Origin of the sequence: Arenibacter sp. S6351L, assembly GCF_023016025.1 — a bacterium.
GTDB lineage: Bacteria > Bacteroidota > Bacteroidia > Flavobacteriales > Flavobacteriaceae > Arenibacter > Arenibacter algicola_B.
The window spans coordinates 99376-123858 of record NZ_JALKBB010000018.1 but is presented as its reverse complement, the minus strand read 5'-3'; the positions used below and the strand labels follow the sequence as shown (position 1 = coordinate 123858).

At 38.0% G+C, this 24483-nt stretch carries 19 protein-coding genes; 5 read left to right on the top strand and 14 right to left on the bottom strand.

Translation table 11 applies throughout. The features are described 5' to 3' along the window. Positions 1-284: 284 nt before the first annotated feature. From MWU82_RS15155 to MWU82_RS15145, 3 genes are all read right to left on the bottom strand, one after another. Positions 285-950: a DUF5041 domain-containing protein gene (locus MWU82_RS15155; RefSeq protein ID WP_085496289.1), complete on the bottom strand. Its 666-nt coding sequence runs from the start codon at positions 948-950 to the stop codon at positions 285-287. Positions 951-1203: 253 nt separating this feature from the next. Beyond that, the gene (locus tag MWU82_RS15150; protein ID WP_085496287.1) at positions 1204-1818 is read right to left on the bottom strand and encodes a hypothetical protein; all 615 of its coding nucleotides are present in this window, start codon (positions 1816-1818) and stop codon (positions 1204-1206) included. A 333-nt stretch (positions 1819-2151) separates the two neighbouring features. Beyond that, positions 2152-2751, bottom strand: a complete 600-nt coding sequence (locus tag MWU82_RS15145) for a hypothetical protein (RefSeq protein ID WP_085496286.1) — start codon at positions 2749-2751, stop codon at positions 2152-2154. A gap of 392 nt (positions 2752-3143) precedes the next feature. On the opposite strand from MWU82_RS15145, the gene MWU82_RS15140 reads away from it, so the two are divergent. Next, a complete protein-coding gene (locus MWU82_RS15140) occupies positions 3144-3872 on the top strand; it encodes a tyrosine-type recombinase/integrase (protein WP_245808632.1) in 729 nt (242 codons plus the stop codon). Between the two features lie 2 nt (positions 3873-3874). Then, complete coding sequence (locus MWU82_RS15135; RefSeq protein WP_085496283.1) at positions 3875-5020, top strand: IS91 family transposase; 1146 nt, start codon at positions 3875-3877, stop codon at positions 5018-5020. Positions 5021-5294: 274 nt separating this feature from the next. Here the strand turns inward: MWU82_RS15135 and MWU82_RS15130 are convergent, their stop codons facing one another. Beyond that, entirely contained in the window at positions 5295-5732 is a 438-nt protein-coding gene (locus MWU82_RS15130; protein ID WP_085496281.1) for a c-type cytochrome, read from the bottom strand. Between the two features lie 634 nt (positions 5733-6366). On the opposite strand from MWU82_RS15130, the gene MWU82_RS15125 reads away from it, so the two are divergent. Together MWU82_RS15125 and MWU82_RS15120 are read left to right on the top strand one after the other, a co-directional pair. Further along, positions 6367-7197, top strand: coding sequence for a nuclease-related domain-containing protein (locus tag MWU82_RS15125; RefSeq protein ID WP_085496279.1), 831 nt, complete (start codon positions 6367-6369; stop codon positions 7195-7197). A gap of 3 nt (positions 7198-7200) precedes the next feature. Next, entirely contained in the window at positions 7201-7476 is a 276-nt protein-coding gene (locus MWU82_RS15120) for a hypothetical protein (RefSeq protein ID WP_085496277.1), read from the top strand. 367 nt (positions 7477-7843) lie between these two features. On the opposite strand, the gene MWU82_RS15115 is transcribed toward MWU82_RS15120, so the two are convergent. The 10 genes from MWU82_RS15115 to MWU82_RS15070 all read right to left on the bottom strand — a co-directional run bounded on the left by MWU82_RS15115 (position 7844) and on the right by MWU82_RS15070 (position 22647). Continuing rightward, the gene (locus MWU82_RS15115; RefSeq protein WP_139827128.1) at positions 7844-8446 is read right to left on the bottom strand and encodes a hypothetical protein; all 603 of its coding nucleotides are present in this window, start codon (positions 8444-8446) and stop codon (positions 7844-7846) included. 580 nt (positions 8447-9026) lie between these two features. Continuing rightward, positions 9027-9965, bottom strand: coding sequence for an alpha/beta hydrolase (locus MWU82_RS15110; protein ID WP_111622090.1), 939 nt, complete (start codon positions 9963-9965; stop codon positions 9027-9029). 114 nt (positions 9966-10079) lie between these two features. Beyond that, on the bottom strand, positions 10080-10643 hold the full coding sequence (locus MWU82_RS15105) for a helix-turn-helix domain-containing protein (RefSeq protein WP_085496272.1): 564 nt from the start codon (positions 10641-10643) through the stop codon (positions 10080-10082). 588 nt (positions 10644-11231) lie between these two features. Continuing rightward, positions 11232-13961, bottom strand: a complete 2730-nt coding sequence (locus MWU82_RS15100; RefSeq protein WP_085496271.1) for a hypothetical protein — start codon at positions 13959-13961, stop codon at positions 11232-11234. A gap of 189 nt (positions 13962-14150) precedes the next feature. Beyond that, positions 14151-15047, bottom strand: coding sequence for a signal peptidase I (gene lepB / locus MWU82_RS15095; protein WP_085496269.1), 897 nt, complete (start codon positions 15045-15047; stop codon positions 14151-14153). A 72-nt stretch (positions 15048-15119) separates the two neighbouring features. After that, the gene (locus MWU82_RS15090) at positions 15120-16811 is read right to left on the bottom strand and encodes an O-antigen ligase family protein (RefSeq protein ID WP_085496267.1); all 1692 of its coding nucleotides are present in this window, start codon (positions 16809-16811) and stop codon (positions 15120-15122) included. Positions 16812-17164: 353 nt separating this feature from the next. Next, positions 17165-19372 carry a hypothetical protein gene (locus MWU82_RS15085; RefSeq protein ID WP_085496264.1) on the bottom strand — a complete coding sequence of 736 codons (2208 nt, stop codon included), beginning with the start codon at positions 19370-19372 and terminating at the stop codon, positions 17165-17167. Positions 19373-19471: 99 nt separating this feature from the next. Further along, entirely contained in the window at positions 19472-19912 is a 441-nt protein-coding gene (locus MWU82_RS15080; protein ID WP_085496262.1) for a DUF1573 domain-containing protein, read from the bottom strand. Positions 19913-19946: 34 nt separating this feature from the next. Next, positions 19947-21152: a BF3164 family lipoprotein gene (locus tag MWU82_RS15075; protein ID WP_085496261.1), complete on the bottom strand. Its 1206-nt coding sequence runs from the start codon at positions 21150-21152 to the stop codon at positions 19947-19949. 1273 nt (positions 21153-22425) lie between these two features. Further along, positions 22426-22647, bottom strand: a complete 222-nt coding sequence (locus MWU82_RS15070) for a hypothetical protein (RefSeq protein WP_085496254.1) — start codon at positions 22645-22647, stop codon at positions 22426-22428. 315 nt (positions 22648-22962) lie between these two features. Between MWU82_RS15070 and MWU82_RS15065 the strand changes: the two genes are divergently transcribed. Beyond that, on the top strand, positions 22963-24036 hold the full coding sequence (locus MWU82_RS15065; RefSeq protein ID WP_111622089.1) for an ISAs1 family transposase: 1074 nt from the start codon (positions 22963-22965) through the stop codon (positions 24034-24036). Positions 24037-24483: the final 447 nt, after the last annotated feature.

Here is a 24483-nt window from a genome sequence, read left to right as displayed (position 1 = left end):
AAAGACCGTTTCGGGGAAGAATTCTTCCCCGAAACGACCAATATTAAAGAAAAATTGTTGAATTTAGAGATGTCCTAAAAAGGGTAAGGCTACATATCAATAAACTCATTAATCTCTTGAAAATCAGATCTTTTAAGACTACTTATTACATTCCAATCCAAGTATATTCTAATCATTGTTATAATGATATTTTTAAATTACAACTAGGGGTTTCGGCTTCGAGTAGTCAAGGGGAATTCCATCCAATACCTTTCTTCAAGATTTTTTTTATGAAATCACAGAATCTATTTCTCTTCAACTCGATAATAAATTACCACATACGAAGGGGATAATGCCAAAAGTTCATTGGTATCCTTTCCATTGTCCGTTAGATACAAAACTCCACAAAATCGATCAAAACCATATTCTTCATCTTTCCAAGAGGACGCAAATACCATTAATGGAATTTTTTTATCCAATTCCCATTCCGTCTTCTTGTATCGTCTCCAATTGAAAAAGGAATTTATGCTTGTCCGTTTCAATTCAACTTTTGCCTCGCTGCTAAAGGAATATGATTTGATAAACAACTTGCTTTCAGTATCGTTATCTTTAGTGATAATCTTTATTTTGTCGATAAAGTCAAAGTAAGGCTTACCCTTCTTGTAGTAGTGATAGGTACTCTCAAATTGGCTTAATGTATCTGTTTTTATAAAATCTCCGTTTTCATATTGATCCGAAAGTAGTATTATATTATATTGCTTGTTGAATTTCCCAAATTCAAATTTATTTATAGTTATGCCCTGAATTTCAATAACCTCAAGCAGGTCTAACATAGAGGTTTTTTCTGGATGAAATCTATTCATTGGGTTTTCCTTCTCCAATTGGGTACGATGGTCAACCTTAAATTCCTGCCCAAATGAGACCCTAATTGTTAGTAGACAAATGAAAAGAATTAAATAATATTTCTTCATGATTCATTTTTAGTTTGCTCAGAGCCAGGGTATATTTTCGAAACCTTAGTCCACATATTATTCATTACATTGATTGTCAACCGTTAACTACTAATATAGTTTAAATTTTAAATTGGCGATGATAACTTACAGCAAGCTTACTTGAAAGTACCACATGAGTACGTTATAGTAAAGGTTTGGTGTTATGACTATGTAGCTTTCCCAATAAAAGGAAAAATTTCAACTACACCTCCTTACTATATCATTTACGAGTTTATACCATTGAGCTTTTTGTATTTATCCACTCCTTACTGATTCTAATAATCGTATTAGAAATGCCTGTCATTCGTTCATAAAATGCATTTTTTTCATCTTTATTTAAAATATCAGAATCTCCTACAACAATTCGAAAATTTGCCTTTTGATTAAGAGGAGCTGATTTTGTTGCTTCAAAATGATTTTCGCTAAAATGAACAAATTTGCACAAATATTCATATAAATCTAGAGTACCGGGTACATCTTTGTTTAACTTACTTGCTAAGAATTTATCACTAAACTTTTCTTTTCCTTCCTTGTAACTGTTTATTCCTTTTCCCTGAAAAAAATGACTCAAGAAATCATCCCTATTTTGAACAATTTTAATTGCATTTAACCTTAAAGCGTTATCAAGCTGCATCCTTACTAAAGAAATTGCAGTTAGTGAATTTCTATCCCTTAATAAATGGGTAAACGCCTTATTTAAGGAAATAGCCCTGTTAAGTATTGATAAAATGTAAAAATCTAATTCATAGACTTTAGAGTCTCCTGCCTTTATTATACCCTCGGCCATATTTAGAAAACACTTGTTAATCTTGTCTAATTTATCTTTTTTGTTTATTGTAAGTCTCATTATAATCTTCCTTAAATGCTATAAAAAATCTGATTTATCATATTCTTTCTTTTGTGGTCTTCAATTTTTAATATTTCCCGATCTTTTTCCCGCAGAAAATCATAAAAAATTATGCCAACGGGAACAATTATAACAAGGATTACTTCTTACCAATATAGTTGTTTTTGTTTAATATATAGATTAAAGGGGAATGGGTGGCAATGACCACCGAAAGAGCTTTTGAGGGGTCAGCATGCACCAGAATATCCAAACGGTTCTAAAAGGCCGCTTTTATCATAGATAATTTTTAATTTATAAGGTTGTGCAGCGGTTACCATTGTTGTGCAACGTATTTTATTCATTCTTCTCATTAAGTCCAACAATGTCTTTTCGAATTTTTTTCCTCCATTTCTTTCCGTATTTTTTATCCAAATACTCAAAAACTGTTCTGTTATATTCATAGAGACTTTCCTCTGCAATTGCTTCACAACCATATTCAACAAAATTGACGTTATATTTTTCCGCAAATTTTGAGTCTGATTTATAAAATATAGGTGCGATTCCACTTGATTCCAATATATTTATTTCTCCATTTTTGATGTCGGCAAGTGCTTTTTCTTGGTTAAGTCCAAATCTTGGTTTCATAACAAATTCAAACACATATTCTTTTGGCTTGTCAACTCGGATTATTGTATCAAGGTTTTCATATCCTAAAGCTGTTAATTCAATCGTTTCCAAACTGTCTCTTTCTCGAATTTTGTATCGATATTCAAATTCTCCTTTTTCGTTTGTCATTGAATACCTATATCTCGATTTATAACTTACATAAGCATTCTCAAGAGGTTTTCCGTTGACTTCAGACATTACAATTCCTTTAATCAAAACTTCCTTTTTTTCTTGAGAAAATCCGATTATAGAATAAAGAAATAATATTGTCAGTATGAGTTTTTTCATATGTTGCACAACGTTTCTTGGCTATTGTTTGTTGCTAGCCAAGAACTAAAGAAAATAAATTATTAATTAGCACAACAAGTTATTAGTAGTTATTCCAAAAGGTAAACTACCACGCAATAAATAATAGCCGGTGTTGAACTAAACCTAAAGGTAGCTTCAAGCAAGAGTTACCTTACCGTTCACTACCTTTAGGATAGGTTTAATCATAAAATTTAAAGTTATGAAAAAAAAGTAGTACCCTCATTGAGAGGGCCTGTAATTCTGTATCCGGGTTCAACGAACTCTACCATAAATTAAAACGGTCGGTAGAACTGGCCGGCAAAAGCCAAAGTACCCTTACCAACTACGCCAGATGTCTGGCGCACATTGCGATCCACTTCAAATGCAGTCCTTTGGACCTTTACGAGGAACAGATCCTTGATTACCTTCATATCTTAAAATCGCAGCACAGGACCCCATCGGACAGTTTCTTCAAGCATACCGTCTATGGTCTGAGATATGCCTACCGTATCTCGGGAATGAAGGAGATGCGCGTGGTGCTGCCTTCGATCGAACGGCCCAAGAAACTACCGGTTGTATTGGGCCGCAACGAGGTAAGGCGGCTTCTCAGGGCCCCGAAACTGCTGAAGCACCGTTTGGTCCTGGCCATGCTCTATGGCTGCGGCCTTCGCAACTTTGAACTCTGCAACCTACAGCTGAAGGATCTGGATCTTGAGAGGATGATGCTGCACATCCGCCAGGGGAAGGGGAGGAAGGACCGCTATGTCCCATTGTGCGCGATGCAGGTCCGGGGCCTAAGGAAATACATCTCGGCGGAAAGGCCCGTTACCTGGTGCTTTAACGGCAATGACAGCAAGGGCGGTCCTGTCGCGCTCTCCGCCAGGGGAGTGCAATGGATCGTTAAGGAAGCACGGAAACACAGCGGTATCCAAAAAGAGGTCACCACCCATAGCCTGCGCCACAGTTATGCCACCCATCTGTTGGAAATGGGGCTGGACATCATGAGCGTAAAGGACCTGTTGGGACATGCGGATATACAGACCACGCTTACCTACCTGCACGTGGCACAATTGGGCAGGCAAAGGCCGTTCAGTCCGTTGGAGCGGCTTTACGATAAATAGGCATGGAACGCGCCGCTTACGAAGTGGCCCAGGTATTGGAACGCAACAGGGAACACCTGGCCGGCCTTTGTGCCAATAGCTGGCCGCTAAGGACCCTGCACGCCCTGCGCAAATGCCGTACCGCAGCATTGGGCGGGCATATCGACCGTTGCGACAACCCGGACTGCCATAGGCTGCACCTTAGCTACAACAGTTGCCGGAACCGCCACTGTCCCAAGTGCCAGGGACACAAACGGGAACAATGGATCAGGGCAAGGGAGGCCGAACTGCTGAACGTCCCTTACTTCCATGTGGTCTTTACCCTTCCATCGGAACTTAACAGGATATGCCTTTATGACCCCAAAACGATCTATAACCTTTTGTTCGCGACGGCCTGGCAGGTGATCAAGGGGTTTTCGTCCAACCCCAATTTTCTGGGGGCCGACCCGGGAATGGTCGCCATCCTGCATACCTGGGGCCAAAATCTGTCCCTTCACCCGCACCTGCACTGCATTGTACCGGGAGGTGGGATCTCAAGATCGGGCAAATGGAAACCCGCTAGGAACAAAGGGAAATATCTGTTCCCTGTAAAGGCAATGAGCAATGTATTTAGAGCCCGGTTCGTGGCAGGGCTGCGAAAAAGTCTGAAAAAAGAACTGCCCTGCGGATTTTGTGAAAGCCTTTTTAGAAATGAATGGGTAGTCTATTGCAAGCGTCCATTTTTAGGGCCGGCACAAGTGGTAGAATATCTTGGCCGATATACCCACAAGATTGCCATCGGTAACCATCGGATAAAGAATTTGGACGGTCAGGGCATTACTTTTTCCGTAAAGGATTACCGCCATGCAGGAAAGAAGTCCCTAATGCTGTTATCCGACAAAGAGTTCATCAGGCGGTTTGCAATGCATGTGCTCCCGAAAGGGTTCGTGCGGATACGGCATTATGGGATCCTGAGCAGTTCCAAGAAAAAAGAGTTGCTCCCAATACTGCAAAAGGTCCTGGGCGGTCAGGTGCCCAATGGACGGCCTCCCTTGAAACATCGCCGATGTCCTTACTGCCAGATCGGGATTATGGCGACCGTAGCGGTCTTCGACAGCCGTGGCCCGCCCAAAGCATGGTCGGACCGTTTGAAAAAAAGTGCCCCAAGGACAACGCTACAAGAAGCGTAAGGGGAGGCCCATGGCCAAAATTAAAATAACAGGAGGGAAAGGCCGCTCCGGAGAGTAAAATGGGCCAAGGAAATTAAAAAAGGCACCAGGACAGACCAGGAAAAGGGGCGACCACCAAATTATGGGAACCGCTCCGGCCTCAAGATCCATCTGAAAAACTCCATCAAACCATAGCAATCCCCATAGTAAGGGACAAACGGACCCGGTTCAGTCAACACTGCGTTCATGTTTGGCCGTACCGGCCACACGAACGCTTAGTTATTGTACCCAGTTTTTATTTTAAATATTCTATTAATAAATTCAGTTCTTTTTCTGTGTAATTAAATTTATGCATTGTTCCGTTATTGCCCCAAAAACCTTTAAGTTTTAATGCGTATTCATCTTTTGCTTTGAGTAAAGAATCTTGTTTGGTCAAATAAGTTTTTAAGTAAGTGGTTCCGACTTTTTCCACAACTCCAGCTAGATAGTTATGTCTCATTTCTTTTGACACGTGACATTTTCGACAATCTTCCATAAAAATTTTTTTTCCGAGTTCAAATTCAGGCGTTGTCTTTTCGGCTTGGACTACTGTTGGCTCATAATCAATTGTCTTTTGGTAAAATTCCGTAATTCCGGTTTTTTTAACCACAAAAATGAAAAGTCCGATGAGTAAAATCAGAATTATACTTGAAGCAATTAAAATCCGAAGTATAAGTTTTTTCGGGTTTTTCATTCAGATTACGGTTTTTCTCAAATTGGGTACAACTTGTTTATATAACTGTATGATACATCTTTATACCTCCAAAATGGAATAAAACTGAAGTAATAGTTCATTGTTTATTAACAGTATATAGGGTTATCCTTAAATGAATATATACCAAGTAGTGGGGGGAAGTACTTGTAGATCAAGTCCCTAAAATAGGTGTTAATTATCGTATTTTCTACGCTTTTCCATAAGATTTAGGCCCAAGCCTTATCATTTCTACGAAGTGCTATAATAATCCGATAAAATACGCAACTATTATGAGAATGGTTAATGGGTTATCTTATGAAGTTATTTGGCGGTGTTACCCACAATCATTTAAATATAGTTGATGGCTACTGATAGGTAAACCTCCTTGGGCTAACATCGAAACCTTGGTCACGGATATAAAGAAATCGCTTGCAACAGTTGCTTTAAAGATTGGTCCCCACTTGTGCAAACCGGCTACATTTTTTCATCACAAGCTACATGTTCCCACAACAATTAGGGTATAGCAACCGTTCTATACATGGTTTGCCATAACGTATAAAAAAGGGCGTGGGGATCCATTCGGCAAGCAGCATTGCATAACCATCCACACGCTACTGTCGGTAATTTACTTGTCATGACGGTCATCCACGGGCAAATAGGGACTTTAAAACAGATCAGGAAAACATTGGACGTCCATGGGATCAGTAGGTTCAATTCTACTGCCGACATCAATAGGTTCCTTAAAAACTTCGACAATGAAAGAGAGGAACTCTTCTTTAAGATCGAGCGCGATTTTGATCTGGAACTGGACAAAATGCAGGCCCAGGGGTACCACCTGGAAAAAGATTTTGATCTTTTAAAGACCACTGCCAAAGCTAATCTCAAAAACTATATAAGACGGCTGCATTCCAAATGTGACGTCTTAAGAAAACCTGCCAAGAATGCAGTTATGGAACTGCTATATTGGTATGGGTTACAATTCCTCCTCCTTATAAAGTACATCCTAGAAAAAAACTTTGACCGCATTGTAGGTCTGCGGGTACGTGGGAGTAAAAAACGGCTGGAAGTGGTCCTAAAGGCCATCAATGGGTATAGTGCCGATCGGCATGCCCTGATTTCCACACGTTGCGATGATCAATTTAGGAAGCTTCTCCATATGCGTTCGGTGGCCACCGATCTATTGCCCATGATTGCAGGGGCCGTTGGGGAAGATATGGTGGTAGGGGAACTGAAAAAATTATCCGGCAACCAGGTGTTGATCAATGATTTTTCCATTGTATTTGAAAACCCCCGCTATCATAAACAAACTAATTCGCGCATTCGTAGTATCCAAATAGACCACTTACTGATCAATACTTCCGGTATCTTTATCATCGAGACCAAAAATTGGAGCAAGGCATCCATTGCAAGCTTGGACCTTTGGTCCCCTTTACAACAGGTGCAAAGGGCAAATTTTGCGCTCTAAACCATGCTCCATGGTCATAGTACAAACACGGATCGTCTTCTAAGGGAGCACCATTGGGGAACCAAAAAAGTTCCCATTAGGAATATTTTGGCGATGATCCGTCACAGGCCCAGGGAAAAGTTCAGCAATGTCGCCGTAAAAACCCTCCAGGAACTCAATGCCTATATTGGGTATCATGAGCCCATTTTTGCGCCCGATGAGGTCCACCGGATTGCCGAATACCTACTAAAGATCAACAATAAAGGGTGTTTCACTTTCCCCGCGGGCAACCGAAAGTGATGTGTGCCCACCTAAATATGACATCGAACTCCATGCCTAAAAAGCCGCCGCCAAGCCTACTTGGAAGCGCAGCCTATAATCATGCAAAGAGGATCGGTAAGGACGATTGTTAAAACGCTAGTGCCCATGGGGGAAACTGGGGGATGGGTTTAGTTAACTGGGTGTTTTATTTCCATTCCTGTTTTAAGATACTATACACATAAGTTCCTGCACTTTCTCCATAGGATTGAACATTATAATTTCTCAACAATCCTTCTTTGACAGCTCCGAGTTGGTCTTTTCCATTTCGTTTTTTAATTCCACCCTAGTAAAAAATCCGGCAACGCAACAGTTGCATCCGAGTAAAAAGTCCATCGTACGGTTTGCATTATTTCAGCTGATTCTTCTTGTATTTTTGGATAAGTTTTTCCGCCCCTTTTAGCATAATCATATGTGAACTCGGATTTATTGTAGGTAAATTTTTATCATCAGGAAAAATAGGGTCTTGATGTTCCGTCTTTCCATAAACCTGAGAAGAAGAGATTAAAATTTGTGAATTTAAGTCATATATTGAAATTGAAACAGAAGCGCTATTACTGGAATTTTCTATTTGATTCGGGAAAGATATAGAACCAGCACCGTCACTAATAACATTTCCTCCAATATTGATAATGTAATCACAACCAGTGTCTCTTTTTAATTCTTTCAAATCCGAGTCCGATAAATCAAATTTAATTTTTGGTGCCACCAGTTTGGTACTTCGCAAATCGTTCATTTCAATCAAAGAGTCCCCAAGAATTTTTTTGAAATCTTTAAGTGAATGGTGATAGAGTTCAGTATCGAATATTTTCGAGTTTGATTGTGTTCTGTTGAGAATCCATTTCCCATTGCTAAAGTCCAATTGCTTTCCGGTATCGAAGAAATAATTGTATTTCGCACCGGCACAAGAATAAAGGGTAGAAATTATGAGTATTAAGTATATTTTTTTCATTGAAAATTTATATGCCATAATAGTTGGCAACATTATAGGATTAAATAATGTAAGACAAGGGCGCAGTTTTTTTGGTTCGCCGTTGAATTTTGAGATTTCGGTTTTGCGCTATCCTAGTGTCAAGTCAACGTTTAAATGACGGGTAAGGAATGATGGATCTTGAGTTGGGCCAAGGCGCAAAAAACGCACATAGCCGCCCGCGTGTCGCAGAAGCTTTAGCGGAGGCACTAGCTACGTAAGGATTTTTGCAACGCAGGAGCGGCTCAAGAGACACTTTAAATTACCCGTAGGTTTAGGCTTGACTGGACACTAACTATTGATTTGGATCCTTTTTATTTCTTACCAATTTAGGGAATTTTGGTTTGTGTATGGAGGATTTTTCTTTGCTTTCCTTAAGTGGTAATGATTAAATAGGAATGGCTGGCATTAATAACCGGGATATATTATTAACTGGCAGGCCACTTGGTAAGGGGAAACTAGGCTAAGGTTCAGTCAACACGGCGTTCATGTTTGGCTCCCGCAAATTTCGCGGGACAGGCCGTACCGACCACACGAACGCTTAGATATCAGCTGTAGTTATTTATTTTTCTTTGATATTGCTATTATAGTTTTCAATAATCAGTTTTGCTACCAATTCTGGATTTTGATAATATATGCCGTGGCTGTATTTTGGCAACAAAATAATTCTACTGTTATCATTGTCCTTTATCAAATCCGTGAAATGCTGTATTCTCAAATTATCGTATTCTTTCCACCAAGGCTTGAAATTAATTCCTAGATTAAGGTTCTTATTTAATTCTTCGTCTGGTTGTTCGATAGGTTTGTTATATGAAATAATTACCGTTGCAGCAATATTCCTATTCAATTCAGGTAAGTGTTGATATTCTTGAAAGTAACCCGATACACTAGATTTCAAAGCCCTTGTGGCATCATTCCTTGCTCCTTGGCCAAAACTATCATTTTCGGACATCATTTTCTGAATTAACAAAGACGTTTCCCGATAACCAGTAGCACTTTTAGATTTTATTCTTGCTTCTTCATCCTCTTCAACAGTCAACATAAAGTCGGTTGGGTCCGAAAAAACGAGCCCACAAACTTCGTTTGGGAACTTAGATGCGAATAATCTTATGTACGGTCCACCTATGGAATGCCCAACCAATAAATATGGTGGTTCAATGTTCAAGGTTGTTAATAAATTATGTAGTCGATCGGCAAGTTGAGAATCAGATGTTATTTCAGTATCTAGCTCTGATTTTCCAACTCCATTTCTAGCGTATTGAATACCCGAAATATTACTAGGTAGAAAAGGAAGAATAGGGCCAAAAGTTCCGCCACCTAATCCCGTTTCGAAAACAAGAATTGGTTCCCCTTTTTTTCTGTTTTCAATATTGAAGGATTTGTACGCTATTCTTTTGCCATCGACAACAACTAATTCGTTATCGTTATTTTGAGCATGATTTGACGGATTTAAGGCAATTACAAATAAAATGCTCAGAATTATTTTAAGTTCACTTCTCATATTTAGTGATTCAGATGTTTGTATTTTCTCCTGATGCAAAATTATTGGAGTAAATAGGAGAGAATTGAAAAAGACGTATGTCATTTTTACGCCATCTGTATGACAATGTAGGATTTAAAGAACATTTGGGACGAAGCTTAATACTTCCTTTTCTTTATTTATCTGAACTGATATATGTATTGTAATGATGATATTTGCTAACCCATAAGTTAAATAAGAGACTATTAAAATTATAGGAAATCCTCCATACCCTTTTCCTGCTAACAGGAATAGAATAACTAGGAAAAAAGGTAGTGCTAACATACTTAAAATTTGAAAATTCAAAATTTTCTTTCCAATAGTATTCATCTTTCTATCATTTCTATTCTTGAAAAATATAATTGATGGGAAAATAATATTACCAAATGGGATTACCAACATTGTTAAAACACTAAAATTCATAAGTTTCAATGTTTTTATGTTGTTTTTTACAAATAATTTGGGGTTACCTTCATCATGAAATATATCTGAGCTTTCAATGGATAAAGTTTTCGCTAAAGTTTTGAGGGTATGAGAACTTCCCGTTGACAATCCTTTTTCGATTCGCTGAATAGTTCTAATGGATATTCCAGAAGACTTTGATAACTCTTCTTGAGTCAGGTTTTTAAGTCTTCTATGCTCCTTTAAGCTATTCTTCATTGTGGTTTTCAAATTACCGTTAACATTATAGGATTAAATCAGGTAAGCCAAGGGCGCAGTTCTTTAATGTAACTATGCGGTCTCGGTTTTGCGCTATCCTTGCTACAGGGATTGGATCCTTTTTATTTTTTCCAATTTAGGGATTTTTAGTCAATAATATGCAAAGAGGTTGGACAGGAGCGGTGTTTGGCCAGCCAATTTAAGGGAAGGCACGAGCCAGTGGGGAATTTTATTTGTTTTCTTTAAAGTGGTACAATTTAAAACGGGATGGCTGGCACTGATGCATTAAAGAAAGCCTGTAAAGCGGTTTAAATAAGCTGGATTTTCTAAAAATTAGGACTTGTACAACGGCTGCCCGTGTTGGTTTTGTTGAAAGCTGGTTTGCAAAGGCCTCCAAAAATATCCGGTTACTTGCTGACCTAAAAAGAGAAACTGCCTTAAAAGGGAGTTATAGAAGTTTGTTTTTTTTATAATTTATTTGCTTGTGCAACGGTTACGTTCGTTTTATGGGACTTTAAAAAACTAGAATTTAACGTCTCACCAAACGCAGTTTCTTTTAACGAGGTGATGTACTTCATTTATTTGAACTCACTTTTCTGATACAACATAATGCTTCTTTCCATAACCGACGCGCCCGTCCCTTGAAATAGCCTCTACAACAATTATATAGTCGCCCGGAACGTCTCCATTATAAAAACGAGCCGATGCGCTTCCTGACTTATCAGTGCTCAGATGGGGTTGCCAGTGGATAAGTGCCCTAAGATCCGGCTTTTGTTCTTTGGTGGGAATCGGACTGTCGTATTTTGGGGTGTAGAATTCCATGACCGGGGAAAAGACCTCGACAGACGTATTAAAGGTGCCAGGTGTCGGCCTTATGGAAGTATTGATACCTAAACCGCCTTTGGTAACCACAGAAATGATATGTCCAAGAGATGGCGTATTCATGGGACTTACCTCTGGAAAAACACTCTGGTACAAGCTCCTAAAGGAACTGGCGTACTGGATAAGTTCTACCCGCTCTATAATTTCGGGGGACATATTGGACACCTGACCATATTGGTGTTTGTCAAGCGGTTTACCGTCGACGATCAATAAAGTCCCCTCCTTTTTTGGATTTCCCGGTACGATACCGCGTCCGGATTGATATCTTACGGCTCCATACTGTCCCGCTCTGACATGCGCAAGCATAAACCCGTCGCTATATTTTTCAATAAATACCTGATCTCCGTAATTGAAAAGAAGGATACTGTATAGCCCATAGGACCATTTTTTCTCCTTTGCCCTTAAATCATCTCCATTGACGATCCCATCTGGTTCTCCGTATTTGTCGTAAAGTTTTTTGCGCTCGGGACTTAAGAGGTTGTCGGTAACAATCACCTCGTCCAGTTGCGTAACCCCATAGAGGGAATCTAATATGGCTTCTGTTCGGACACGTTCCATTCCCGCCACGGCCACACTTCTGATCAGGGTATCCAGTTGACGAAAGGCCGGCCTACGATCATAGGTTACTTTTGGAGGCTTTGGGTTATTCAAATTGATCCTATAATCAAGTTTATTCCCCTTTTTTCCATCATCTACCGTAAGTAGGACCCGCATGGGTGGGCCATAGGTATCCTCCATCATGAACCTGAAGTTACCCAGACTATCGGTGGTTCCTGAGTAGAAGACCGGTGACTTTGAGAAGGAAGATAAGGTAAGCCCCACGCCTTCCTTAGAGAGTTTGCTCCTTCCGGGGGCCTGTACCGAGCCCCTGACCTCGAGGCGAGACTGAGGCCAATAAAGGGTCTTCTCGATGCGTTTTGCAGGATATTTGTAACGGCGCCAGCCCTGGGAGAGCATAAGGGCGTCGAGGTCCTGGGCACGTCCGGTATTCTGGGAATTAAAGTAGTAATCGGGATCCTCGATCGTTCCCCGCAGTTCCGAACTTAAAAGAAAGTAGGATTTAATGTTCCCAAACGTATGCTGGCCCTGTACTGAATTGATGGCCAAAACGGACAATTCTACGGGGCCCTGAACGGAATCTTGTCCCGTGATAAGGATATCCAATTGGGTAGGTTGGCGCCGTGCATACGTTTCCCTGTCCGTAGCCAGGTCCACCTTCAAATGGTCTTCGGTCTTTTCATTGAAGAACAGCCGCTCCGCAACGGTATTTTTGTTCTGGTCCATCAGGGTAAAGACGAGTATGCCCTCTGGCAATGCCTCCGATAAAAGGCTCTTGGACAGATATCCGTCTCGCAACGGACCCTCTATCATAATAAGATCCTGCCCCCGGCAAGAGACCTTGATATACACATTGCCGGAAAGGACATTTGAGTATACCCCCGCCCAAATATTTTTGCCAGTTCGTTGAACAGAGATAATACTTCCATTGGATGCCGATTTGGGCAAAGGGAATTTTACGATGGTTTTCGGTCCGTTCGTGGAACGAATTTCGGCATGGTAGGTACGGGAACTTTCGGCGTAAATTGAAAAATAGCCCATTCCCAAACGGTTTGACACAAAATCAATGATATGTTTCCCCCTGTCGTCGAAAACGGTTCCCTGGACCCTGCTTCCCTTGCCGTCGATGCCTATGGCCTTGTACGCTATCTTGTTGCTGTACCCCTCAATTAACGTACCGCTTTCAGGAAAGAATTGCAGGTCTACCTCGTTTTGATCCAGGACGACCGTTTCGGATAGCCCCTCTACTGTCACGGTCACCCAGCTAGGGTCTTCCAGCATCTCGTATTCAAATGCATAAGCTCCATGGCCATTTCTTTTTATAAGCAGGGTGTCGCTCCCCTTATCTCTTTCTATGGCGACCTGTACCTGCTTGGCCCCGGTCGATTCTATGGCGTCTGACCTAACCTTAGCGCTCAAAAGGAACCGCCCGTCACCTACTTTCTCCAGTTTTAGGGAATCCAATAATTTCGGGTTGTTTGAGGGCCAAGGAGCTACAATGTCCACGTAGCGCTTATAAATGAAATCATCCCCAAAGTTTCTGTTCCATTGGGTATAGGCCTGTACCAGATAGCGGCCCTCCGGCAAGCCCTTTTCGGGTTCAAAAGACCCCCTCCCTACCCCTTTGGACAACTTGACCAATTTACGCGACACGATTTTCCCGTCTGGACCAATCAATTCAACATGAAGTACACCGCTAATTTCCGTGAAACGGTGGGAAATTGCATCGGTTACGATGGCCTTGAACCAGATAGTTTGGTCGGTAGCGAACACTTCGGAGGCAAGCTGCAAATAGATCTTTTCGGGCGACCACCTATCTTGTGAAAAAACGGAGGTTGAAATCGACAATAATAGCAGAATGATAAACTTTCTTGACATTTTTATTTCGAATAGTAAACTTCTAACCAAACGCACACTTTAATATCTAGATATCTAGAGTTTGTACTTAAGTTAGTCATTTGAATTTATTTAAAATGAAATACCATCCTATTGGAAGGTATTAATGCTTTAAAAAATTTACTCTTTAAACATTAGCGACCTAAATACTTAAAGAAGAGAAAGCTTGTTTTATATTTTGAATATTACTTTTCCGATAATATTCTTTTGGGCAACAGGGCCAAATGACCTAGAGTCAATAGACTTGTTTCTGTTGTCCCCAATCATAAAATAGTAATCGTTTTTGAAAATATAAAATTCACTTTCTTTATTATCATAATAAAAAGAACATTCTTCTCCAATTTCACCCCCTTCTTCCCATTCCATAATATCACGATAATCCTTTATTTTGTTTGACTCAAAGCTAATCTTTAATCCTTTGTAGGGAATTACAAATTTATCCATGTTGTTTTCCGAATAGGGTGGGAATTGAATCATTGAGTTATTATGTTTGGCGTCTGGCTCGATTGCCCCGATCGAATCGACGCTTTTACAACCCATAAGCAATTTTTCCTGGTTCAAATCAAGATTGATTATAACGTAACCGGAATATTTCTGTATAATACTGCTTGAGTCCTTATTCATACACTCTTTTAAGTCATTAAAATTTCGGTACCAAACCTTTCGAAAATGACACGAGGTACGGGGAGGGTGTGCGTATCGCCCATTAATAAAAATATCCGTGTCTTTTATTTCAATTATGTCACCTGGCAGACCAACACATCTCTTCACGTATATCGTTGATTCTTTACCTACGCTGAAGACTAAAAGATCGTTTATTTTTGGTTTTTGCTTAAATTTCAGCTCTTTTAAGATTTTTGCTAGGGGGCTGCCGTAAAAAATCTTGCTAACAATTATAAAATCGTTTTTTTGTAAGGTGTTCTCCATCGAAGAACTTGGTATATGGAAAACATCAAAAAAAAATAACCTTAAAACAATCGTACTCAAAAAAAACCAAAATAAGACATTTAATAGCTTAAGAAAAAAAAAGCGAGCTATCTTTAGTCGTAAATTCAAACGCTTTTCCATAATTACAGTTATAATGATTTCATTTTTAATTGATTGTGCCTGCCGCAACCATAAACAACAGGTATTGTCGAATCAATCAACATAGTTCACACCTTGAAGTTTTAGAAAATTTTTTGCTCCATTTATTATTTCAAACGTTGTCTCGGAAGGAACTGTAACCTTTAAATTCAATATTCTATTAGCAACATTCACAGCATTTTCCATTTGATTGTTGTCGGAATACATTTTAAGCAATAAGTAATGGCTCCTAAAACTTCCTGGAACCATATTAATGGAACGTTGATAACATATTTCAGCATTTTTGTAATCTTCTATTTCCTTATAGCAATTCCCCAACACATTTTCTATTACGGAATTATTAGAATAATTCTTGGCTTTGCTCAATATATTAATGGCAGCATATGTATCCTTTGCACTATATAAAGCCAGACCATAGTCGGTAAGGAACTTCCCGTCGGTATCAAAAAACGGGTATATTAACCTGTAACCCTTAACTGCCAAATTAAAATCTTTATCCAAATAATTTTCGTGGGAATTATTCCAAACATAATAAGCTTTTGCTAGTTTCAGTGTCTTATAAAACAGTAAGCAAGAGATAGATAGACTAATCAATAGTATGTAAAATGATCTTGATTTTGATTTATTTTGGGGTTTAAAACGGTTGCAAAAGGAACTAGCCTGGTTTGCAGATAAAATTGCCACGTAAAGGATTAACACCAATTTAATAGGCAGAATTTTAGAAGGATACGAGAATAGTGAGAAGATAATTATCGACAAAATTCCGGCCATTGCCATCTCGTACAATGGTTCATTTTCTTTTAAAGTCCCTCTTCTAATAATTAAAAAATATAGCACTAGCAACAAAATTGACAATCCTAATATTCCATTTTCTACGGAAAACTGTAATGGTTCGTTAAAGGCATAAGCTGTATTCCCTGCCCTTAGCGCCATTTTTATGTTATTGTGTTTTTCAAAATATTCTGACTGATAAAGCATATAGTTACTATGGAACCTGTCATAGCCAAAACCCATAACAGGCCTATCTTTCAACATTTCCACAGTAGTTTTCAATATCAACAACCTCCCTTCAGTTGACCCTTTTTTAAAATTATATATAAAAATAATGGAAGTAATCATGCAACATATTGCCCCCAAAACCAACAAAACCTTTACAACCCTTTTCTTTGTGTTTTTTTCAAAAAAGGACTGAATATTCTTGCGATAGATATATCCTACAGTAAAGAAAATAACAATAAAGGCGGCTCTCGATCTTAATGCAGGAATTATTGTCACACACCCAATAATGTTTAAAACAACAGCAAAGTGAACGATTGCTTTTCGTATATTAATATATTTTTTCCCATCTTCAATTAGGAAATTACCATTCTTTAAGAACTGTAGGCCAATTGGAAAAACGGCTACCAAGTAACCACTGTAGGGGCCACTGTTAAAAAAACCACCTGTTACCTTTAAAACCGAACTGTTAGATTCTATCAAGCCGTATAATTGTAACCATCCTATAATGATTTGGATATTGGCACCGATAATGGCCGCAATAAGTAGCCAAGAATGATGTTTAGGTGTAAGCGATTTTATCACAAAATACAATGCCAGCAACCCCAGCAATTCGTAGAACCTTATTGAAAAACCGTAAGTGGGTTGAAAAAAATATCTATTGAACGTTATATAAACCACGAGTAGAAGAATTGAAATATCTATCCGGCCAATAGAAAAGGATTCATCAGAAACTTTCAGCTTTCCCAAAAATAAGCAGACGATTAATAGGGTTGCGAGTAAGAATATAATAAATTTTCCGGTCACTGGGGAGCGTCGAAATGGCAAGAAATCAATCGATGGCAAAAATACGTATAGAGAGAATAACAACAGCACTATCAATAAGTTAATACTATGTTCTAATCTTAATATTCTAATTTTGGTACAATCTATCTTAAGTGTCATTTCAATGTCCTTTTGCAAAATAACTTTCAGGATTCAAGGGGCTAAGGCTTTTTCAAATTTTATAGAAAGTGAGTATTACAATAATCGGAAATTATCCACATCTCCATATAGTCCATGTAAAATGAAAAAAATATTCACAAACTCCGAAACCTGTTAAACTAACGTTCGTTTACGAATATTTGCTTACCGTCCCTATAAACAAAGGGTAATTCTTCCTTACCGTGGTCCTTGTTTCTTAACCAGTATATCGTATTCTCGGGTACATTCTCAAATTTTAAAAAGTTATACTCTGCAATTTTGGAGCCTCCACTTTTCCATCTCTTATCGTAATATAAAAGCTCGTAATTATCCCCAATCACTATTCCATTGTTGGCATTTCTGGGGGCAAACCTTACTTGTGAAATGTGCTGAGGGCTTCCAAAATCGATACCTATGGAAAAAGTTGTAACGTATGTTTCTAGGTTGCCATCCAAGGCCCGCTCTACATCTTGGCTTGAAGGTAAAAGGTTACCATTCAATTTTGTATAAAGACCAACATCCACGTTTCTTAATTTTTCCTCAGACAAGATAGAAGGTTCCGACCCTTTGACAATATTCATGTTTTGATTTACTGAAGAGAACACCTCAAAAGTTGCAATATTAAGCGGTTTACCATTACTAATACACCTCACATACCTAAATTTCTTTTTTGTCGAAATAGGTAAGGCTTTCACTGAAAAATCCAAAATGTCTGATGAGCCAATGGAATAGAGGTCTATTGCATCCGAAAAATCCGCGCTGTTGGCCCCTTGTATTTTGGAGCCAATCATATCCTTCATGAACTCAATTAAATGGTATTTCAAGGGAAATTTACGAGTAAGTCGTAAGGTAATCGGATTGTTGTTGGGAGCTATTTCCATAACCTTTCTGTCGAAATCGATATGTAATGGGTTGGAGATTGGAATGAACCCATTGGAATCATAGATACCAACAATATAAGTTGCATTTACAGGAACTTTTTCAAAATTGATTTTTTTACGGTCATAATCAATCTCTCCCCAGGCAATGGGCTTCCAGCCTCTAGGGCTAAATATCGCCAAATAGCCCAATTTTCTATTGGTACTATCCTTCTTAAACTTGTAGGGAACTGAAAAGGTGGTAACCTTGTGGTATTCCTCGGTTACATCCTTCATATATGGGTTTTTGAATGTATTCGGGACGTATTCATTAATGCTGGCCAATGTTCTTGGGCACCTCTGTTTGACATACATATTTCTGTACATTTTGGATAATTCGTTTTGATGCCTGTAATCACCTAACTGTTGCCATTTAGGGGAATAATGGTGATAAATTCCTGAAGTATCCCGTACCGATACCCCATAATGTATTTTGTCCCTGTTAAAGTAACCCGAAGTATAGTCCAAATAAGCGGGAACGCCACATGCGTTTAATACCCTTACTGTCCATTCGGAATGTCGGTCGCAATCGAACTTATAAAACTGTAAAATATCGTAAAACCCTAAATTTCCGATTTTATGGCCATTGTCCTCGAAAACATCGAGACAATAGGTGGCAAAATTTAAGCGTCTCACGGTATTAGCAAGGTTTAAAGAATCATTAGAATGAACAATACCGTAAAAATAATTATTAATATAACTGGAATATGTATCCACAGATTCATTCATGCTCCTATATGTCAACAAGGTGTTCTTGAACTCGTTATAACTCAAATCCCTTGCAAAAGGGGACTTCTTCCAACAGGAAAACGCATTATCAATATGGTCAATCAACCAGTTGCAGGAGATATTTTTCAAATCGGGATAAATTCCGTTGGTTTGATTTTCCGTTTGGATATTGAATAGCAATTCCTTGCCAATACTATCTACAAAGTGCTCAAAATGTACAACTTTTTTTCTATGGAATTTTACGTCAACAGTATCAGGGTAAGTTCTTTTTATCAGGGAATCTACAAAGCCCTTTGTCGGAGCGAAATCCTTTGTGTCTAGAATATTATGAAGATAATCTGCAAACCGGAAAAGTGAAGTATCTGCCTCATGAAAGAAGATTACTTTGGTAAGCGAGTCAATTTTTTTAAATGATTCTTTTACTAAATCTGGGTAGGACTCAATCCTTTTTGATGAAAAATGACCCTTCATATTAGATATAAGAAAACAGGCCGCCCTATATTTTAAACTGTCTTGTGGATACTTTTTATAATGATCTAGCACTTTAATCAATTCCATTTTATTTTCCCCCGCTTTTTCTAAAGAGGAAAGCACACCTTTCGGATATGGATATCTTCTTAAATCCACACAATTATAGAATAGGAGAAGAAAAAATACCAATATTTGTAGATTTACCAAAAGAACAAATAATCTTTTACTCATTGGAAACAAAATAGAATATGAAGTGGAATAGCCCTTATGCTTAATAAATGTAACAAGCCAACAATCATTGGTTCTATAGTACTGTAAAGAGCCAAAGTTTCATTCCACCCTACCATAAAATGTCAATAAAAATGGGGATAATGGTGAATTACTGTTAACAGTCACTACTTTGTTTACAAAACCTTTCATGTGTTCATCACTTACAAAGATGCCAATTATCGAATCAGTCTTTCCAACAGGTAAAGGGCTATCATTAAAATAAGCTACCGTACAGCCACAAGTAGCCTCTGCGTTATAAATTAAAAATGGGTGTTGCCCTACATTCTTATATTTAAAAACCCTTTTAATTGTATCGCCTATCTTAACGGAACCTATATTGATAGTAGTATTTGTAATAAACTCAATCTTAACACTATCGTTTTGCACATTCTTAAATTCCAAATTATATTCATTATTCTTGTCTTTGTGTTTTTGATTACATCCAGTCAATCCAATAAAAAGTAATATTGTCCATAGCAATATTTTGTATTCATTTTCCATTTTCTAAAATAATTAAGTCACTAACTTTTACTGACTAGTTTTCAGATAATACATATTTAATTAATTTGTTAGAGTCCATCATTCCATATAAATGTGTGAAATTTTCTCTGTCGATAGCTATTGTATTCACTTTTCTGTCCAATTTAATTCTATTTACTGGATTCCCTTCCCAATCATAAACCAAGACAATATCGGATATATTGAAGTTTTCATCACTGTCGTTCAACAAAGGGCCACTGTAAAGGGCGAAGATATTTTTATCACTAACCGCAATATTGCGAAAGCCTTTTTTACTGTCCTTCCCTGCAACAATTTTCTTTGAATTTGGTCCTACAAGAAGATTAAAAGTAGGCAGATAGTATACTTTTTGATATTTTTTCTTTAAACGATAATTTTTGTCAACCGATATTATTTGAATTACTGCTCCTTTACCAGAAAAACAAGCAAATTCATGGAAGCTTCCTGGTCTATAGGCTACTCTATTATCCATTCTCATATTTAAATATTTGAAGTACAAAGAATCCTTTTCGCTTTGGGTTTTATTATTTTCATTTCCGGGTACTTCAATACCCGTTGTTAATTTGTTTGTATAGAGGTTCAAAACGCCAAAGGTTTTGTTATCCATATTTGAAGTTAAAAACTTACCGAATAGAATTGAATCGTTCAAGAAATAAGTATTCGAAAAAGTAATTTTTGTTGAATAAAAAATAGGTTTCGGCCTGTATTCAGATTTATTTAATAAACTGTCCCAATTATAGCGAAAGATTTTATGCGGAGAGTTTACCTGGGTAATACTAAAAACTGAATCATTGTTTGCGACACCATTTTCCATTGAAACTGCATTAATATTCATTTCGGATTCTCCATTGCCCGCAAAACCAAACTTCTCTACTAAACGGCCATCTTTTAAATTGACAATACTAAAACCCGCCTCACCTGTATTATCATTAAAAATGGCCAAGGTGTCATAAACTTCGAATTTACGGGGCCGAAATAGTATTGTGTCGCTTTGAAATCGGATTTCCTCACCTACCAGTACAATCTCATTATCTTTAGAAAAATCGTTTAACGGATTATTGTAGTTGTTAGCACAACCCAACAGAACACACGTTGCTAGTATTTTTAAACAGTATATATGTAGAGGCGGATGTATCTTATAAAATCCTTTATAAATATTCCTATAACATGTTCGTAAAATACGTATCATAAAAACAAAGCGCAACTTAAAATAATTAATCATCACAAGGTCGATTATACTAGCATATGTATGTTTTGATTTTTTGTGAATACATCCAAAAAATACTTTTTAGGGTGTTCCGTATCCAATTTTTTCCTTGATCTGTCATCAAGTAATTTAACTACATGACCAATTTGGTTGTTTTGCACGTTGCCCAAAGGTGAATCCTTGGAAAAATACTTTCTCAATAATTTGTTGGTATACTCATTGATGCCCGTTCCCAAGATACTTATGGATATATGAAAAATACATTACAACCGATTTCTTGGCGATTTTCATATGCCCAGAGATCTCCTTACCTTTGTCATTGGATTAATATGGATTCATTCCTTATAAAGTTCTTGTGCATTTACTGTGATCTTGAAGAACTTATCGATTGCATTTCCACCGACATTTTCGACTAACAGTAAGCTGGAGCACCTGTCCAAAATGCACCCTTATGCCCCTTTTCGATGATAAGGTCTTCCTTGAAGTTCCCGACAGTTTTCTTGTTTTCCACAATCGAGAGGAACTTATCTATGGCGACCCTTCCCAGTATGCCCACTATTGTCTTTTCTCAGTATCGTTTATATTTTACGTAAGAATTCCTCAAACTCTTGTAAAGTTTACCTCCAATAGCCTTGTCCTCCCATATCCTTATTTAGATGCGCTCACGACAGACCATATCTATATCCCTCAGACGTGCACTACTTGTTATCACTTAGAGGGACCATTAGTAATTCCAGAGCTTGTCCCATTCATAAAGCTACATCTTGGGCGTAAAACGCTTTTTCACATGTCCTTCCCTCATTCGCTCGTCTACAATTATTTCGGTATCTTTGGTATTGTTAACGCCCCGTCTTCCCTAGTTCCTTTCCTGCTCTTGGGAAAGGGACGACTCGGCAATGGATGCTTTATGAATATATCTATCTTCTTAAGGCCGTTTTTCAACTTCCACTCAACAACAGACCTTTGTTCCAAGGTCATTTGTTTGTAGCTCTTAACACAACTATTTGACTTTTTTGGGGAATTTTTCCTTCGGGGATACCCCCGAAGGAAAACTCCCATCAAAAACTTTCAATAGCAATTGAATCTAAGCCAAATTCCCCTTCTATGATATAATAAATCCAAGAGGCAAAATAACATATCTCCAAAACGTTAAAGCAAATCATACTTGGATACACTTTGAACTACAGTCTATTCATCTGAGATAAATCAATAAAATTTAGCAGAACCCCCTTAACTTGACAACAAATATGATAGTACAAAGTAAAACAATGAATAATCCATGAGACTTTTATATTTCTTCAAAATCATAAAGTGTATACCATTCACCACCACCCTCTTCAATACATGTATCCCAATCACTGTAAACACAAAAGCCAGATGCCTTGGCATCTTTAACCTCTATAACAGAAAAAGAATTTGCCGAACTACTATTAATGTTAACATAATTAACCGCCATCACAACAGCTACTAATAAACCACCTAATAATTTTAAATAATTTTTTGTTTTCATAATTAAAAATTTTTAAAAGATTAATAAAAATTACTTATGTATATACACATTAATAAAATTAGTAGATTATTTATTTAATATACACTATTTCTTACTTTTTTGTAATAAAATATTAACTATAAAAGAAAAAAAAACTTAGGTAATAGCTCAGGGCAAACTCACACTTTCCAATAAATACATCTTCAATAAAATTTCATCCAAATAGATGTAATTCAAGTAAATAAGTGTTGTTTTTTAGGTCGATTATTTGTATATTGTACTGATAATTGATTGTTGTTGAAAACAATCCACAATTTCAAGTCCATTTTCAGCAAGATGGACGACCCCAGGAGCGATATAAACAAGCTTCACAGATTGGACGATATCCTTCTTATTGGTATAATTTCGGTGATCTGTGCCGCGGATACATGGAAAGATATGGAAACATACGCCAGGGCAAAAGAGGATTTTTTACGTTCGTTCCTGGATCTTCCCAATGGCATACCTTCCGATGACACCTTCAACCGTGTATTCTCATCAATAGATCCAGAACAGTTCGAATCCTGCTTTATGGGCTGGGTATCGGGATTGGCCGATCTTACCGATGGCGAGGTTATCCCCATTGATGGCAAAACGCTAAGAGGATCCAGATCCAATGGAAAGAAGTCCCCTTTTCATATGGTAAGTGCCTGGGCCAGTGACAACAACATGGTTTTGGGCCAGGTCAAGGTCTGCGAGAAGTCCAACGAAATTACCGCCATCCCAAAACTCTTGGAGCTTATTGCCATAAAAGACTGTGTAATCACCATAGATGCCATGGGTTGCCAAGAACATATTGCCAAGACCAATGTTGGGCAAGGGGCCGATTACATCTTGGCCGTAAAGGACAATCAAAAGCGGTTGCACCGGGATATCGAAGATGAATTTAGATTTGGCAAAGCTATCGGGACCCATATCCATGACGACCTGGGCCATGGTAGAATAGAGACACGTAGCTGTAGTGTCATCAATACTTTTGACTTTATAGAAAACACGGATAAATGGACCAAATTAAAGAGCATCATAAAAATTGAAAGCATCAGGGAGTTTAAAAATAGTGCAAGATCCAAAGAAACGGCTACCCGATATTATATCTCAAGCTTGGAGAACAGTGCGGAGGCCTTCCAGAAAATGATACGCCTACATTGGGGAATTGAAAATAAATTACATTGGGTATTGGATGTCGCCTTCTCGGAAGATGCATCAAGAAAAAGAGCGGGAAATGCCGCCCAAAACTTCTCGATACTGAGCAAAATTGCCTTAAACCTGTTGAGACAGGACAAACAGACCAAGCAAGGCTTAAAAGGCAAAAGACTTAAAGCGGCCTATGACAATAACTATATGACCAAAATATTAGGAATAAAAGTGTGAGTTTGCCCTGGGTAATAGCTTACATTTAATATGTGCCTAGCAAAAGCTGGAGTATTTTTTCTTTTTTACCTTAAGTGGCACAGATTGAAACGGAATGGGTGGCACTGATAAACGGTTCTTCCCCAAATTTGAGGAAGAACCCATCACTCCGAAATAGCCATATCGCTATTAATTTCAAATTCTTCATATAAATGTTCTTCAATCTCTTTAGAAATAAGACTTAAATAGTTCTTAATACGCTCTATCATTAAACTAGTGGTAATTGATGTTTTGTGTTGAATGGTCTAAATCAAATATATCAAAATTTAACAAGTAATCGTTTACGGAAAACCGTAACATATTTTGGAGAAAATAGTAAAAATAACATTCCACACATATTACACTCCCCTCCTATTGTCGGCTAGCATAAAAAGTGTTCCATTAATTTTTTAGAAGAAACTTTTAGAA

What these genes read in the sequence shown, in the direction of transcription:
- MWU82_RS15120 (WP_085496277.1), top strand. Translation starts at nt 7,201, where the DNA reads ATGCTCCATGGTCATAGTACAAACACGGATCGTCTTCTAAGGGAGCAC.
- MWU82_RS15145 (WP_085496286.1), bottom strand. Translation starts at nt 2,751, where the DNA reads ATGAAAAAACTCATACTGACAATATTATTTCTTTATTCTATAATCGGA.
- MWU82_RS15115 (WP_139827128.1), bottom strand. Translation starts at nt 8,446, where the DNA reads ATGAAAAAAATATACTTAATACTCATAATTTCTACCCTTTATTCTTGT.
- MWU82_RS15070 (WP_085496254.1), bottom strand. Translation starts at nt 22,647, where the DNA reads ATGAAAACAAAAAATTATTTAAAATTATTAGGTGGTTTATTAGTAGCT.
- MWU82_RS15125 (WP_085496279.1), top strand. Translation starts at nt 6,367, where the DNA reads ATGACGGTCATCCACGGGCAAATAGGGACTTTAAAACAGATCAGGAAA.
- MWU82_RS15105 (WP_085496272.1), bottom strand. Translation starts at nt 10,643, where the DNA reads ATGAAGAATAGCTTAAAGGAGCATAGAAGACTTAAAAACCTGACTCAA.
- MWU82_RS15085 (WP_085496264.1), bottom strand. Translation starts at nt 19,372, where the DNA reads ATGAGTAAAAGATTATTTGTTCTTTTGGTAAATCTACAAATATTGGTA.
- MWU82_RS15100 (WP_085496271.1), bottom strand. Translation starts at nt 13,961, where the DNA reads ATGTCAAGAAAGTTTATCATTCTGCTATTATTGTCGATTTCAACCTCC.
- MWU82_RS15130 (WP_085496281.1), bottom strand. Translation starts at nt 5,732, where the DNA reads ATGAAAAACCCGAAAAAACTTATACTTCGGATTTTAATTGCTTCAAGT.
- lepB (WP_085496269.1), bottom strand. Translation starts at nt 15,047, where the DNA reads ATGGAAAAGCGTTTGAATTTACGACTAAAGATAGCTCGCTTTTTTTTT.
- MWU82_RS15135 (WP_085496283.1), top strand. Translation starts at nt 3,875, where the DNA reads ATGGAACGCGCCGCTTACGAAGTGGCCCAGGTATTGGAACGCAACAGG.
- MWU82_RS15080 (WP_085496262.1), bottom strand. Translation starts at nt 19,912, where the DNA reads ATGGAAAATGAATACAAAATATTGCTATGGACAATATTACTTTTTATT.
- MWU82_RS15150 (WP_085496287.1), bottom strand. Translation starts at nt 1,818, where the DNA reads ATGAGACTTACAATAAACAAAAAAGATAAATTAGACAAGATTAACAAG.
- MWU82_RS15110 (WP_111622090.1), bottom strand. Translation starts at nt 9,965, where the DNA reads ATGAGAAGTGAACTTAAAATAATTCTGAGCATTTTATTTGTAATTGCC.
- MWU82_RS15155 (WP_085496289.1), bottom strand. Translation starts at nt 950, where the DNA reads ATGAAGAAATATTATTTAATTCTTTTCATTTGTCTACTAACAATTAGG.
- MWU82_RS15065 (WP_111622089.1), top strand. Translation starts at nt 22,963, where the DNA reads ATGGACGACCCCAGGAGCGATATAAACAAGCTTCACAGATTGGACGAT.
- MWU82_RS15075 (WP_085496261.1), bottom strand. Translation starts at nt 21,152, where the DNA reads ATGATTAATTATTTTAAGTTGCGCTTTGTTTTTATGATACGTATTTTA.